Source organism: Micromonospora sp. NPDC049900, assembly GCF_044461025.1.
Classification (GTDB): domain Bacteria; phylum Actinomycetota; class Actinomycetes; order Mycobacteriales; family Micromonosporaceae; genus Micromonospora.
Genome location: NZ_JBITKM010000015.1, coordinates 82,118 through 96,590, shown reverse-complemented (window position 1 = coordinate 96,590; position 14,473 = coordinate 82,118). Strand labels below are relative to the sequence as shown.

At 71.9% G+C, this 14,473-nt stretch carries 12 protein-coding genes; 6 read left to right on the top strand and 6 right to left on the bottom strand.

Translation table 11 applies throughout. From position 1 onward, the window contains the following. Nucleotides 1-42 precede the first annotated feature (42 nt). Nucleotides 43-1,272 (top strand): multidrug effflux MFS transporter, encoded by a 1,230-nt coding sequence (locus ACIBMZ_RS25565; protein WP_396697957.1) that lies wholly within the window; start codon nt 43-45, stop codon nt 1,270-1,272. A 24-nt stretch (nt 1,273-1,296) separates the two neighbouring features. On the opposite strand, the gene ACIBMZ_RS25560 is transcribed toward ACIBMZ_RS25565, so the two are convergent. Next, nucleotides 1,297-1,734, bottom strand: coding sequence for a VOC family protein (locus ACIBMZ_RS25560; protein WP_396697955.1), 438 nt, complete (start codon nt 1,732-1,734; stop codon nt 1,297-1,299). Nucleotides 1,735-1,844: 110 nt separating this feature from the next. Further along, nucleotides 1,845-4,052 (bottom strand): choice-of-anchor J domain-containing protein, encoded by a 2,208-nt coding sequence (locus ACIBMZ_RS25555; protein ID WP_396697953.1) that lies wholly within the window; start codon nt 4,050-4,052, stop codon nt 1,845-1,847. 205 nt (nt 4,053-4,257) lie between these two features. Between ACIBMZ_RS25555 and yidD the strand changes: the two genes are divergently transcribed. Further along, nucleotides 4,258-4,656, top strand: a complete 399-nt coding sequence (yidD, locus tag ACIBMZ_RS25550; protein ID WP_396697951.1) for a membrane protein insertion efficiency factor YidD — start codon at nt 4,258-4,260, stop codon at nt 4,654-4,656. Here the strand turns inward: yidD and ACIBMZ_RS25545 are convergent. Together ACIBMZ_RS25545 and ACIBMZ_RS25540 are read right to left on the bottom strand one after the other, a co-directional pair. Then, nucleotides 4,640-5,140 (bottom strand): hypothetical protein, encoded by a 501-nt coding sequence (locus ACIBMZ_RS25545; RefSeq protein ID WP_396697949.1) that lies wholly within the window; start codon nt 5,138-5,140, stop codon nt 4,640-4,642. The genes yidD and ACIBMZ_RS25545 overlap by 17 nt on opposite strands. Then, on the bottom strand, nt 5,130-5,321 hold the full coding sequence (locus ACIBMZ_RS25540; RefSeq protein WP_396697947.1) for a helix-turn-helix transcriptional regulator: 192 nt from the start codon (nt 5,319-5,321) through the stop codon (nt 5,130-5,132). The genes ACIBMZ_RS25545 and ACIBMZ_RS25540 overlap by 11 nt, the downstream gene beginning before the upstream one ends. 603 nt (nt 5,322-5,924) lie before the next feature. Here ACIBMZ_RS25540 and ACIBMZ_RS25535 point away from each other — a divergent pair. Continuing rightward, the gene (locus ACIBMZ_RS25535) at nt 5,925-6,293 is read left to right on the top strand and encodes a globin (protein WP_396697945.1); all 369 of its coding nucleotides are present in this window, start codon (nt 5,925-5,927) and stop codon (nt 6,291-6,293) included. Nucleotides 6,294-6,338: 45 nt separating this feature from the next. On the opposite strand, the gene ACIBMZ_RS25530 is transcribed toward ACIBMZ_RS25535, so the two are convergent. Continuing rightward, entirely contained in the window at nt 6,339-7,358 is a 1,020-nt protein-coding gene (locus ACIBMZ_RS25530; RefSeq protein WP_396697943.1) for a hypothetical protein, read from the bottom strand. Further along, nucleotides 7,355-7,705: a PadR family transcriptional regulator gene (locus ACIBMZ_RS25525; RefSeq protein ID WP_396697941.1), complete on the bottom strand. Its 351-nt coding sequence runs from the start codon at nt 7,703-7,705 to the stop codon at nt 7,355-7,357. The genes ACIBMZ_RS25530 and ACIBMZ_RS25525 overlap by 4 nt, the downstream gene beginning before the upstream one ends. Before the next feature lie 280 nt (nt 7,706-7,985). Here ACIBMZ_RS25525 and ACIBMZ_RS25520 point away from each other — a divergent pair, with 280 nt between their 5' ends. The 3 genes from ACIBMZ_RS25520 to ACIBMZ_RS25510 all read left to right on the top strand — a co-directional run bounded on the left by ACIBMZ_RS25520 (nt 7,986) and on the right by ACIBMZ_RS25510 (nt 14,466). Further along, a complete protein-coding gene (locus ACIBMZ_RS25520) occupies nt 7,986-9,596 on the top strand; it encodes a DHA2 family efflux MFS transporter permease subunit (RefSeq protein ID WP_396697939.1) in 1,611 nt (536 codons plus the stop codon). Nucleotides 9,597-9,791: 195 nt separating this feature from the next. Beyond that, nucleotides 9,792-11,126, top strand: a complete 1,335-nt coding sequence (locus ACIBMZ_RS25515; protein ID WP_396697937.1) for an AAA domain-containing protein — start codon at nt 9,792-9,794, stop codon at nt 11,124-11,126. 88 nt (nt 11,127-11,214) lie between these two features. Next, nucleotides 11,215-14,466, top strand: coding sequence for an ATP-binding protein (locus ACIBMZ_RS25510; RefSeq protein WP_396697935.1), 3,252 nt, complete (start codon nt 11,215-11,217; stop codon nt 14,464-14,466). Nucleotides 14,467-14,473: the final 7 nt, after the last annotated feature.

Here is a 14,473-nt window from a genome sequence, read left to right as displayed (position 1 = left end):
AGCTATCGTAGCCCGGCGCAACCGACCGCCGAGGGGGCAATGATGCCGCAGACCGCCGCGCCGACAGTCGGGCAGCCGGAGCGGGTCGCCGCCCCCACCGGTCGGGCCGCCGTCGGGTTACTGGTGCTGCTCGGCGCGCTCACCGCGATCGGGCCGCTGTCGCTGGACACCTATCTGCCGGCGTTCCCCGAGATGGCCCGTGACCTGTCCGCCAGCCAGGCGCAGATCCAGCTCTCCCTGACCACCTGCCTGGTCGGCATGGCCCTCGGGCAACTCGTCACCGGTCCGCTCAGCGACCGCTGGGGGCGTCGACTGCCGGTGCTGATCGGTGTCGGCGCGTACGTGGTGATGTCGCTGGCCTGCGCGTTCGCGCCGTCGGCGGAGACGCTCGCCGCGCTCCGCTTCGCCCAGGGCTTCGCCGGGGGCATGGGCACCGTCGTCGCCCGCGCCGTCGTCCGCGACCTCTACAGCGGACGCGCCGCCGCGAAGTACTTCTCCCGACTCGTACTGATCTTCGGCATCGCCCCGATGGTGGCCCCGGCGCTCGGCAGTCTGGTGCTGGGCGTCGGCGGCTGGCAGACGATCTTCCTCGCCCTGGCGCTGACCGGCGTGCTGCTCGCCGCCGCCGTCACGTGGCGGCTGCCGGAGACGCTGCCCGCCGCCCGCCGCAACACCGGTGGCCTGGCCGCGACCGCCGCCGCCGGGCGCGCCGTGCTCACCGACCGCGTCTTCCTCGGGTACGCGTTGACCCAGGGCCTCGCCTTCGCCGGCCTGTTCGCCTACCTCTCCGGCTCCTCGTTCGTCCTCCAGGACGTCTTCGGGCTCTCGGCCGGTGCGTTCAGTCTGCTGTTCGGGATCAACGCCCTGGCCTTCGTCGCCGTCGGCCAGCTCAACGCCCGGCTGCTGGACCGCCACGACCCCCGTCCGTTGCTGATCGGCGGGCTGGGCCTCGGCCTGCTCTCCGCGCTCGGCCTGCTCGTCGGGGCACTGCTCGGCGCCCTGCCGCTGGTCGTCGTCGCCCTCTTCCTCTTCCTCGGGTCGCTCGGCATGGTGATGCCCAACGGCACCGCCCTCGCCCTCGAACGACACTCCGCGTACGCCGGCACCGCCGCCGCCCTGCTCGGCAGCCTCCAGGCCCTGATCGCGTCCGGCGCCGCACCGCTGGTCGGGCTCGGTGGCGAGGGCAGCGCGGTGCCGATGGCCGTGGTGGTCAGTTGCGCGGCGGCCGGTTCGCTGCTCGTCGTACTCACCCTGGCCCGCACCCGCCGCTGACCGGGGAGCAGACGCGGCGCATGGTCATCGTGGTGGCCCGAAGTCCGGCACCGTGATCGTGCCGTCGGCGGCGATCGGGAAACCCGGGTTCCAGGCGATCTCCCAGAGGTGGCCGTCCGGGTCGGCGAAGTAGCCGGCGTACCCGCCGTAGGACGTCTCGCGGGCCGGTCGGGTGACGACCGCGCCCGCCTCGGCGGCGACGGCCATCACCCGGTCCACCTCGTCGCGTTCGCGGACGTTGTGCGCCAGCCCGATCCCGCCGAAGCCACCGGCGGGGCCTGCCTGCACACCGGCGTCCTCGGCCAGCGACTCGCGGGCCCAGAGCACCACGGCGATCCCGCCGGCCTGGATGAACACCGTCCGCTCCACCTCCTGGCCCCGCCAGCCGAGCCGCCCGTAGAAGGCCCGGGACCGGGCCAGGTCGGTGACGCCCAGGGTGATCAGGCTGAGACGCTGCTCCATCCGGGCAATCTAACCCGGCCCGGGTCGCCTCGCCGCCTGCCGCAGGTGCGACGGAACGCAGAACTCCCGGTGCCGCGACCACGGCACCGGGAGTCCTCGTCAAAGGTCGGTCAGCTCAGCGGCGCGCCGCCGGGCTGCACGACCTTGTTCACCGTCAACTGGTACGGCGCGTACTGCGTGACCTGCTCGGTCGGCTCGTCGTAGGCGACGATGGCGACCACCGTGGGGAAGGCGGTGAGCAGTGCCGTCTGCACCACCCCGAGGGTGAAGCCGGTCTTGCCGTCGACCTCGAACTGCACGGCCGTCCGGAGCTTCTCGTCGTAGCCGACGAAGCGGACGTTCCAGTTCGCGACCGGCGTCGGGAAGATCTCCGACGGCGAGGCGAAGGCGTCCAGGTTCGACCCGTCGCTGACCGACGTGCCGCCGACCGTGATGTCGTCGACCAGCAGACCGCCCTCGTTGACCCCACCGTCACTGACGTAGCGGAAGCTCAACAGGACGTCCTGCCCTGCGTACGCCGACAGGTCGAACGAGTGCGGCTCGAAGCCGCTCGTGGTGCCGTTCAGCGACGGCCCGAGCGGCCCGGGGACGGTCTTGTCACCCTCGATCGCGGTGTAGCTCTTGCCACCGTCGGTCGAGACGCTGACGTAGCCGTAGTCGTAGCCGGCCTCGGCACCGTACTTGGCCAGGAAGGTCAGCGTCGGGTTGCCGACCGGCACGCTCACCGGCGTCACGGCGGCGGCGTCGGTGCTGTTGCCGTTGCCGGACCACAGCACCGGGTTGCCCGGACGGTCCGGGTCGTTGGTCACCGTCGTCCAGGCCAGCGGCACCGCCGGCAGGGTCTTGGCGCCCTTGAAGCTGATCGACCTCAGCTCGCCGCGGCCCAGCGGCTTGCCGTTGGCCTTGCGCAACTGGACGTAGTCGGCACCGTTCGGTGCCGCGCCCGGCGTCGCGTGCGTGGCCGGGTTGGCCAGGTTCACCGTGGCGTTCAGGCTGGCCGAGGTGACCTTGCGCTTGTCACGGCCGAGCATCACACCGAGCTTCGAGTTGCCGACGATCCGGTCCACCAGGTTCATCGTCTGGTAGTCGTGGATCACGCCGTAGAGGTCCGTCACCCCTTCGGCGGCGAGCGCCGCCTTGATGCTGGCCAGCCCCTGGGTGTCACCGTCGCGGTGGAGTCGGGAGATGAAGTCCAGGCCGTACCGGTCGTAGAGGAACAACATCAACGAGTACGCGTTGCCGTAGTCGGCGAGTACCGCGTTCGGGTTACCGCCCTCGTCCCACAGGTTCAGCGAGTTCTCCGGCCCGCCGCAGTCCCGGGGATTCGTGTTGTAGGCCGTCTGCACCGTGCCGAAGCCCTGGAAGCAGTAGATGTGGCTGTCCGCGCCCGGCTGGTCGACCCGGGCCGAGGCGTCGGCATAGCCGCCGAGCGTCTGGGCGAAGTCGGAGAGCCCCTCGTTGATCAGGATGCTCTCGAACGGGTCGGTGTAGTAGTGCGCCAGGTGCTGCCACTCGTGGATGAACGTCGACTCGTACAGGTTCGGGCGCGCCGGCCGGCTGGTGCACAGGTCGTCGGTCGGCTCGTTCGGCGGGGCGACGCCCGTCCGGTGCGCCCAGTCGAACGCGTCGATCGTCATGATGTTGCGGTCGAGCAACTCGTTGAAGAGCGAGAAGAAGAACCCGGCGATGTACGTCGGCGCGGCCGGGAAATCGTAGAAGTTGTCGTCCCGGACGTTGTCGACGAGCGTCACCGTCCGGTTGCCGGCACCGGTGTAGTCGCCGTCGATCTGGGCGTTGCTGCCGTCACGGTCCGGCGGCGTGCTGAACGCGGCCGTCGACTTCGGATACATGTTGCTGTCGAACTCGTCGACCAGGCGATTCACCTGCGCGTCGGTGACCACCGTCGAGTTCGCGATCTGCCGGCGGCAGTCACCCTCCGGGAACTCCGTGTCGTTGGCGACCCAGACCTCGATGTTGTCGCCCACACCCCGCAGCGTGTAGTCCTTGAGGTAGATCACGCCCTGGTAGTCGTCGAGCGCGAGCCACTGTCGCACCGTACCCACCGGCGGCGTCTCGGCGGCCTGCGCCGACCGGCGCTGCGCCTGCGGCTGGTACTGCCGGGGCACCTCGACCGGCTTGCCGTTGAAGGTGAAGTCCTTCCTGGTGAGGTCGCGGACGTCGCTCGCGATCCCGGTCGCCGGAGCCGGAGCGGGCTGGGCCGCCGTCGTGCTCGGGCTGGCCGCCGCCGACTGGGCGACGACGAAGAATGGTAGGACGATGGCGCAGGCTGCTATCCCCGCAAAGCGGCGTCGAGCCACAGAACCTCCTCATAGCCGACAGACCCACTCAACCCTGGGTGACCAGGGGTTATGGATCTACGCGCGCTGATCGAGCGTCCTCGTATCCTTTGCACAAGTGCATCGATCAATCAAGCCTTGACAGGATCGAAGTCGATGATCGGCCTCGTTGTCGCGTGCGCATCCCCGATGCGATCGGGTGGCGCGGCGGGATCATGATGTCGCCATGACCAAGACGGCCGGGCGTCGGCAGCGCAAGGATCGATCCTGCGTGGAGCCGGGATGCTATGCCTGCGACTGTTCCCTGTTCACCATTCTGTTGACGCTCGGCTCGGCGTCCGCCCGGGTGGTCCCGGCGCCCCTGGCCGACCGCTCCGGGCGGGTGGCGATCCTCGGCTACCGCCGGTGGCTGTCCCCCCGCTGGCCGGGGCGGTGCCGCTTCACGCCCACCTGCAGCGCGTACGGCCTGACGGCCGTCGAACGGTACGGCCTGGCGGTCGGTGGTCGGATGGCCGCGGACCGGCTGCGACGCTGCACCGCGCACACGCCACCCGGCACCCACGACCCGGTGCCCGACTCTCCGCGCGCTTCCCGGGGCGTCGGCCCGGTCAGCTCCGGCGGTTGACCACGGCGAAGGCGACCCCGCCGACGACGATCTCGGCGAAGAGCAGCAGCGCGAACACCATGCTCGGCTCGGCGCCGAGTGCGACGGCGACGGCCGCCACCGAGGTGAGCGGGAACGCGGCCAGACCCAGCACGGCCAGGGCGCGGGTCAGCACGGCGTCGTCGCGCTCGTCCCCGGTCTGCGACCAGGCCCGCTCGAACGTGGTGGCGCGGTCCGGCCGCTTGCTCAGCCGCCACACCATCAGCAGGAAGGCGAGCAGTCCGACCGCCGCTCCCTGGAGGAACCCGACACCCATGTTGCCGGGGCCGTGCTCCCGCAGCAGCAGGCCCACGGCGACGATCAGCGCAGCGACCGCCGTCAGGATGGCGGCGACCGACAGCTTCCGCAGGATGCTGCGACCGTCGGTCGTACGGTGGCCCTCAGGTGCGCCGTGACCCTCAGGTGTGTGGTGGTCCGCTGGCGTGCCGCGACCCTCAGTCGACATGGAAGATCTCCTCTACGGGGTGGTGGAAGTGACGGGCGATGGCGATCGCGAGTGGTAGGGACGGGTCGTAGCGGCCGGTCTCGATCGAGTTGACCGTCTGCCGGGAGACGTTCAGGGCCTCGGCCAGTTCCCGCTGGGACAGCCCGGCAGCCTGCCGAAGCTCGCGGAGATCGTTCCGCAACCAACACCTCCGATGTCAAGCGACCTTGTCACGTCAAGGATGCTTGACATCGGACTCAGTGTCAAGCGTGCTTGTCTACAGGACGGCGTGCGACATGCGGGTGGCCGGGATCGTGGCAGTGCAACTGTTGCGGGCCCGGCGTGTCGAACAGCTACACCGCCACGCTCTTGCTGAGAGGTGCTTGTGCTGATCGGGCGGCGTTGTACCAGGAGGGCCTGACGTATGGGCGGAGGGCGGCCGTGAGGGGGTAGGACTGCACCAGCTCACGGTTCGTCGGGCGGGGCTCGGCGTCAGTCACTCGCGCCGGATTCTCTCGCCCCCCACCGCAAGATCACGCTCGATCCGGGATCGAGTGGCATCAGAACCGGACGATAACCACTCGATCCCGGATCGAGCGCGATCTTCACTGAGACCCGGGGGGATGAGGAGGAGGTCGATCGGATCATGGTCCGCCGTTCACTGTGCTGGTTCCTGCGATCCGTCGATGCCGTCAGCTCGACAGGCCCCGAACCCGAGTTGGTCACCCACGGGCCCGGTCACACTGTGCTCATCGGACGGTCGGGGTGCGACGGGTGAACTGATCAACCGGGACGGTCCGTACTGATGGTCATGCGGACGACGGAGTTGGTGGCCTGCTCGCGCAATGCGATCGACTGGCTCGGGCCGGCCGGGGTACGTGGGGTGGTGCACCGCTGGATGCGTCTGGTGGCGGCCGACGCGGAGCTGGCGCCGTACCTGCTGGGGATCGACCGACGGCGGCTCGCCACCCATCTCGCGGCCCAGCTCACCCCGGCCCTGGGTGGTCCGGGCAGGGCGATCGGGTCGGTCGGCGGGGTGTGGCGGCGGCTTGGGCTGACCCCGGAGCAGCACTGGCGCGTGCTCGACTACCTGGCGGCGGTGCTGTGGCGACTCGACCTGCCGACGGACACGATCATTGCCGTGCAGCGCGTCGTGGGCGCGGAGCGCGGGTAGGGCGACGCCCTCTCGCCGCGGGTGACGAGAGGGCGTCGGGCCGGGTCAGCCGCGCCTGAACAGGCGCAGGGCCAGGCGGATCGCGATCACTACGGCGATCAGGGTGCCGGGCAGGGCGACGCCGTACGCGGCCCAGACGTGACCCTCGTCGGTCCAGGCGAAGAAGGCGGCGACGCTGAGCTGGACGGCGACCAGGGTGGCGATCAGCTCCGCCCAGGTGGTGCGCCAGAAGGGTACGCGTCGCTGCGGCTCGTGTTCGGCGAGGTCGCGGGCGTACTCCTCGACCGGGCCGAACTCGGCGGTGGGGGTGCCACCGGCGGCGGTGAGGTGGTCGCGGGCCTCGCGGGCCAGGTCGGTGGCGCGCTCGGGCGGAAGGTCGTAACGGCCGACCAGCAGGCCGGACAGGCGGCGGTACCAGGCGTCGGGGTCGTCGTCGGGTGCGGTGCGCGGGGTGGGCGGGACGTAGTCGACCGGCTGCTTCGGCGTGGCCGGTCGCCGGGTCATCAGCCAGAGCAGGAGCAGCGCGACCACGACGATGCCGAGCACGGGGACGCGGGCGGCCGGCTCCTTGGGCAGGAGTACGAAGCACGACGCGCCCAGCCCGACGAAGAGGCCGACCAGCGCGAACGACCAGGTGGCCAGTCGTGGGCGCCCGGCGGCGCGCAGGGCGTCGGGGACGGCGCAGGCGGTGAAGGCGAGGCAGGCCATGATCAGACCGGCCAGCCCGGCGGGTGTGGTGGTGAAGGTGAGGGTCCGTTCCAGGATCGCGTAGAAGATCATGGCGCCCAGGCCCAGCAGGACCAGGGCGAAGACCGAGCCGGTCAGGTAGTCGGCCGGGAGCATGCCGTTACGGTCCACGTTCTGTCGCAGGTGTGCCGGCTGCTCGGCCGCCGCGGTCAGGGCGAACTCCTCCGGGTCGCCGAAGGCGTCGTACGGGCTCTGGCCGCTGAGTTCGCAGTGGGTGCGGACGTCCGCGATGATCGGGTTCGCCAGGTGGTGGCCGACGCCCTGGTCGCTGAGGGCGAGTCGGGTCGGCAACTCCCAACGCTCGAACGGCTCCGTCATTTCGTGTCCTCTCGGGTTGCGGTCAGGAGTCGGTCGAACGCCGTGGTGAACTCGCCCCAGCGGGCGCGCTCCGCCGCCAGCCGTTGCCGGCCCGCCGTGGTGATCGAGTAGGCCTTGCGTCCGGGGCCGCGGTCGCCGGGCAGCCAGTCGGAGCGCACCGCCCCGTCGGCCTCCAGTCGGCCCAGCACCGGATAGAGCGCACCACCGCGAACCGCGCCGAAGCCGTGGTCGGCCAGCCGTTGCGCCAGGGCGTAGCCGTGGCGCTCGCCCTCGGTGAGGACGGCCAGGACGGCCAGCCCCAGGCTCGCGCGGAGCCAACCTGTCGCCGGGTCGACTGTGGCACCCATCGTTGGTAGCACCGCCTTCGGACTAGTTGCATCGACGAGGTATTTCCGATCCTTGACTAGTTCTATCTCAGACTAGTCGTCTCCGGCAAGTGGCCGTGGAAGCGGACGGTGACGAGGAACACCGGTCTGCCGGCCGCTAAACGGGCGGCGGAGTGTCGGGGTTGGGGGCTAATGTGCGCTGCGGGCATCGCCTCCTCCGCACGTCGGGCCGGTCTTCCGCCGGCACCGCGTCGGCCACCACCACTCGTCCTTCGGCCAGATCCGACAACAGGAGACCCTCGTGGCACAGCAATCTGTCGCGGCATCGCAACCTGTCCCGACATCGGACAAACTCGACGCCGCGGTGCTCAAGGTGGCCGGCGTCGTCGTGCTCGGTGCGATCATGTCGATCCTCGACGTGACGGTGGTGAGCGTCGCGCTGCCGACGTTCCAGAGCGAGTTCGACGCCTCGTACGCCCGCGTCGCGTGGACGATGACCGGCTACACGCTGGCGCTGGCCACGGTCATCCCGCTCAGCGGATGGGCCGCCGACCGGTTCGGCACCAAGCGCCTCTACATGATCGCGTTGGCGCTGTTCACCATCGGGTCCGGCCTCTGCGCCACCGCCGACACCATCGGGCAGTTGATCGGGTACCGGGTGCTCCAGGGCCTCGGCGGCGGCATGCTCATGCCGATCGGCATGGCGATCATGACGCGGGCTGCCGGCCCGAACCGGATCGGCCGGTTGATGGCCGTGCTCGGCATCCCGATGCTGCTCGGCCCGATCAGCGGCCCGATCCTCGGCGGCTGGCTGATCGACGTGGCGAGCTGGCACTGGATCTTCCTGATCAACCTGCCGATCGGTGTGGTCGCGCTGATCTACGCGCAGCTCGCCCTGCCGAAGGACGCCGCCCAGCCATCCCAGTCCTTCGACTTCGTCGGCATGCTGATGCTCTCGCCCGGTCTGGCCCTGTTCCTCTACGGCGTCTCCACGCTGCCCGAGACCGGCACCTTCGCCGAGCCGGAGGTCTGGGGTCCGATGCTGGTCGGCGCCGTGCTGGTGGTGGCGTTCGTGTTCTACTCCTTCAAGCCCCAGCACCCGCTGCTGGACCTGCGGCTGTTCCGCAACCGCCGGTTGACGATCGCGGCGGTGACGATGTTCGTCTTCATCATCGCGTTCATGGGCGCCGGTCTGCTCTTTCCCAGCTACTTCCTCCAGGTGCGCGGCGAGTCGACGCTGCACGCCGGTCTGCTGATGGCACCGCAGGGCCTCGGTGCCATGGTCACCATGCCGATCGCCGGCATGCTCGCCGACAAGGTGCCGGTCGGCCGGACGGTGCCGTTCGCGCTCGTGCTGATCCTCGCCGGGTTCTTCACCTTCACCCAGCTCGACGCGGACACCTCGTACGTGCTGCTCTGCGGCTCGCTGTTCGTGATGGGCCTGGGCATGGGCGGCACGATGATGCCGATCATGACCTCGGCGTTGAAGACGCTGACCGGGCACGAGGTCGCACGGGGCTCCACGCTGGTGAACATCCTCCAGCAGATCGGCGGCTCGGTCGGCGCGGCGGTGATGTCGGTGATCCTCACCAACGAGTTCAACAAGTCCCAGCCGATCCCCGGCCTGACCGGCCCGAACGGCGAGCCGGTCACCGAGGCCGGGTTGGCCGTCGCCGCCCAGCAGCGGCCGGAACTCGCCGAGCAGTTGCCCGACCCGTCGATCATCGAGCGCGGACTCGACTTCGCCGCCAACTCCTTCGCGACCACCTTCTGGGTCGCGTTCGCCCTGGTGGCGGCGACGTTCATCCCGGCCGCGTTCCTGCCGAGGCGGCGCGAACGGTCGCACCTGCTCGACGACCAGCCGGGGGAGCAGCCGGGCGAGGCACCCCGCGCCCCGGTCATCGTGCACTGAGCCCCGCGCCCGCACTGCCTGCCGCGCAAGATCACCCTCGATCCAGGATCGAGTGGTTTCGTCGCGCTCGTGACGCCACTCGATCCCGGATCGAGCACATTCTTGGGTGGTCAGCCCCGGCGGTCGAGGTGCGGCGCGCCGGGGGGTGGTGCGTACGGCGGTAGGGTCGCGGGACGCCGAATGGGGGTGGGGACGATGCTGCCGCAGTTGGCGGTGCCGCCGGGCATCGAGGCGGAACGGGTGATCACGACCGTGTTGGCGGACCTGCGGTCCGGCGAGCATCGGGGCGTGGTGGTCGACTCGCCGCCCGGTGCGGGCAAGTCCACGCTCGTGGTGCGGGCCGCCGTCGAGCTTGCCGGCACCGGCGAGCCACTGATGATCATCGCGCAGACCAACGAGCAGGTCGACGACCTGATCGACCGGCTCGCCCGGAAGGCTCCCGAGTTGCGGGTCGGTCGGCTCTCCGCCGGGGACTACCGCCCGTCGGAACGGGTGCGCGCGCACGAGCAGGTTCGGATCGCCGCGAAGGTCACCGACCTCGCCGCCTCGGCCGTGGTCATCGGTACGGCCGCCAAGTGGGCCACGGTCGCCGAGGGCTCGTGGCCGTGGGCGATCGTGGACGAGGCGTACCAGATGCGCTCGGACGCGTTGCTGCGCGTGGCCGGCAGGTTCGAACGCGCGTTGTTCGTGGGCGATCCCGGGCAGCTCGATCCGTTCTCCACGATCGAGACCGGCCGGTGGGCGGGGTTGACCTGGGATCCGATGCAGTCGGCGGTGGCCGTGCTGCTGCGGCACAACCCGCAGTTGCCGGTGCACCGGCTACCGGTGTCCTGGCGGCTGCCCGCCTCGGCCGCCCCGGTCGTGTCGCGCGCGTTCTACCCCTTCACCGAGTTCCGGGCCGGCACGGTCGCCACCCAGCGGGCGCTGCACCTCACCGAGCCGGGGCCGGGTGACGCCGTCGACCGGGCGGTGGAGCTGGCCGCCGCCGACGGTTGGGCGCTCTACGAACTGCCGGCCCGGCACACCCTGCGGACCGACGTGGAGGCCGCCGCCGCCTGCGCCGCGCTCGCCCTGCGGGTACTGCGGCGCGGGGCGGTCGCGATCTGCGAGCAGTCGCCCGCCGGCGCGCCGGTGACGGCGGACCGGATCGCCGTCGGTGCCGCGCACCGCGACCAGGTCGCGGTGATCCGGTCGCTGCTCGGCGAGGCCGGGGCGGGCGTCACCGTGGACACCGCCAACCGGCTCCAGGGGCGCGAGTACGACATGACGATCGTGCTGCACCCGCTCTCCGGACGCCGCGACGCGACCGCCTTCCACCTGGAGTCGGGGCGACTCTGTGTGCTCGCCTCCCGGCACCGGCAGGCGTGTGTGGTGGTGGCGCGGGCGGGCATCGGCGAGCTGCTGGACGCCCACCCGTCGACCGAGGCGCCGCAACTGGACGTACCGGTGAAGTTCCCCGACGGCTGGGAGGCCAACCAGGCCGTCCTCGCCCACCTGGCGGCGCTCGGGCCGGTGGGCCCGGACGCGTGACCTCGGGCGCCCCGACCGGGCGGCCGGTCCCGTCCGGCGTCGCCGACCGGTGCGGGTCTGTCGGTCGTGTCGGCTACCGTCGGGTGCCATGAGGGCGCGGCCCAGCGGCGTGATGATCGGACGGGACCATCCCGCCGGTCTGCTGCGCGCCGAGGTCGACCGGGCCGCCGCCAGTCACGGCGGGCTGGTCCTGGTCACCGGCGAGCCGGGGATCGGCAAGAGCACCCTGGTCACGTCCGCCGCCGACGAGGCCCGTCGGCAGGGCGCGCTGGTGCTCGGGGCGGCCTGCTGGGATTCGGCCAGCGCGCCCGGCTACTGGCCGTGGGTGCAGGTGCTGCGCGGTCTGCGCCGGTCGCCGGAGGACTGGGCGGTGGCCCGGGAGTCGGCCGAGCCGGCATTGCGGCTGCTGCTCGGCGAGGTGAGTGCCGCGCCGAGGTCGCACGGCTCGTCGCTGATGACGCCGGCCACCCCGGGCGGGGACGGGCTGCTGCCACCGGGGATCGGGCCCGCTGACGGTGACGCGGCCGACCGGGAGGCGTTCGCGCTCTACGACTCGGTCACCGCCGCCCTGGTCGCCGTCTCCCAGCGCCGGCCGGTGCTGGTGGTCCTGGACGACCTGCACTGGTCCGACGCGGCGTCGGTGCGGCTGCTGCGGTTCGCCGCCCAGCACACCTGGTTCGAGCGGCTGCTGCTGGTCGGCACGTACCGGGACGCGGAGGTGGAGGCGGAGGACCACCCGTTGCGGCCGCTGCTGATGTCGCTGGTGGCCAAGGCCACCCCGATCGTCCTCACCGGGCTGTCCCGGGACGAGGTCGGCGCGTTGATGATCCGTACCGCCGGTCGGGAGCCGGATCCGCACTGTGTCGACGACGTGTACCGGCGGACCGGCGGCAACCCCTTCTTCGTGGAGCAGACCGCCCGGCTGTGGCACTCCGACGGGCAACTGGCCGGCATCCCGCCCGGCGTACGCGAGGTGGTGCGGCGGCGGCTCGACCGGCTGCCGGCCGAGGTGGTCGACGTGCTGACCGTCGCCGCGGTCCTCGGGCGGGAGTTCCACGCGGCCGTCCTGGCGGCGAGCGCCGGTCTGCCGGCGGCCCGGCTCGACGCCCTGTTGGACGTGGCGGTGGCCGCACGGTTGGTGCTCTCCGGCGGCGACGGCCGGTACACCTTCGCGCACGACCTGGTCCGGGAGACCCTGTACGACGGCCTCGCCGACGCGGAGCGCCGGGTGCGGCACGCCGCCGTCGTCCGTGCCGTCGACGCGCACGCCGCGCTCGCCGAGCGTCTGATCCCGGCCGACCTGGCCCGGCACGCCTGGCTCGCCGACGCGCACCTGGAGGCGTACCGGCGGGCGGAACTGCTGCTCGCCGCCGCCCGGGACGCGGCCTGCCGGTTGGCGTTGGAGGAGTCGGCCGTGCACCTGCGTCGGGCGGCGACGGTGGCGACGGACCCCTCCCAACGCGTCAAGATCATGATCGAGTTGACCGACCGTCTCTTTCACACCGGTGGCCGGGACGAGGCCGACCAGATCCTCGCCGACACCGCCGCCCTGGCGCTGAGCACAGACGATCCGGCGCTGCTGGCCCGGTTCGCGCTCAACGTGTACCGGCACCGTCAGACCAACGCCCGGATCGCCGTCGACGCCGAGGGGCTGGTCCGCGAGGCGTACCGGCGGATGGTCGGCGAGCCCGCCGACGTGGCCCCGCTCCGTCGGCTGGAAGCCGACCTGATCACCGCCACCGAGGCCCTGGCCCGCCGGGTGCACGACGACGACGCGCTCGCCTTCAGCCTCTGGGCCCGGCACGACGCCACCTGGGGGCCGGGCACCGCGGCCGACCGGGTCGCCATCACCGCCGAGATCCGGGAGGTGGCCCGCCGGGGCGGCGACCGGGAGACCGAGCTGTGGGCCACCTCGCTGCGCTGGGTGGCGTTGCTCGAACTCGGCGATCCGCGCTACCAGGACGAGCTGACCGCGTTCGTGACCGAGGCCCGGCAGACCGGCAGACCCCGTCACCAGATGGCGGCGGCCATCGACGCCGGTATCACCAGCGCCTTCCGTGGCGACTTCGCCGCGGCCGAGACCTGCTACTTCGAGCTGGGCGACCTCGACGAGTGGGAGCACGCCGACCACAGCTTCCTCGGCCATCACCTGCGCTGGTCGTACCTGTCGCTGCGCGGCGACCTCGACGCGGCGGACGACCTGCTGGACCGGCTGAGCGACGGCGGACACCCGTACCGGACGCTGCTGCGGGGCATCACCGCCGCCGAACGCGGCGACCACCGCACCGCCGCCCGGATCGCCGCCGAGATCGAGGCCGCCGGGGCCGCGTACTCCGGTCCGGTGGCGCCGCTCTGGCTGCGACTGCGTGCCCAGGCCACGGTCGCTGAACCGGGGCGCTGCGCCGAGGCGCGAGCGGCGCTGCTGCCGTACCAGGGTCAGTGGCTGGTCTCGCTGTTCGGCTGTGACCTCAGCGGCCCGGTGGAGCACTGGCTGGGTGTGGTCGACGCCGCCGACCGGCGGTGGGACGACGCGGTCACCCGGTTCACCGCCGCCCGCGACGCCGCCGAGCGGATGGGCGCCCGGCCGTGGTCCCTCTTCGCCCGGGTGGCGCTCGCCGACGCTCTGGTCGCCCGCGGGTTCTCCGGGGACGTCGTCACCGCCGAGGCGATCCGCGCGACGGCCCGGAACGAGGCTCGCGGGCTCGGCCTGCCACAGGTGCTCGCCCGACTCCCCGAGGAGACCCCGGCGCCCCGGACGGCGCCCACGCCGCCGGACCCGACGCCACCGACTCCGGAGTACGAGTTCCGCCGCGACGGGGCGGTCTGGCGGCTCACCTACCAGGGCGTCACCGTGCACCTGCCGGACGCCAAGGGGCTGCACGACCTGCGGCTGCTGCTCGGCCGACCCGGGGTCGACGTGTCCGCCGTCGAGCTGCTGGACCCGGCGGCCGGCCCGGATCTGGTGGCGGCCCGGCGCATGGGCGGCGACGAGGTGCTCGACGAGGAGGCGAGGAACCGCTATCGGCGTCACCTGACCCGCCTCGACGACGAGATCGACCGGGCGGCCGGCCGGGGCGACACGTCGAGGGTGGCCGCGCTGGACGCCGAACGTGGCGCGTTGATCGCGCAGTTGCGGTCGGCCGCCGGGCTGGCCGGACGGACCCGCCGGCTGGGTGACGAGGCGGAGCGGGCCCGCAAGACAGTCACCGCACGGATCAGGGACACGTTGCGTCGGCTCGACGAACGGCATCCGCCGCTGGCCGCGTACCTGCGCGCGACCGTCTCCACCGGTGCCGCCTGCCACTATCTCCCCGCCGCGCCGCTGCCCTGGCGACTGTGACCGGCCC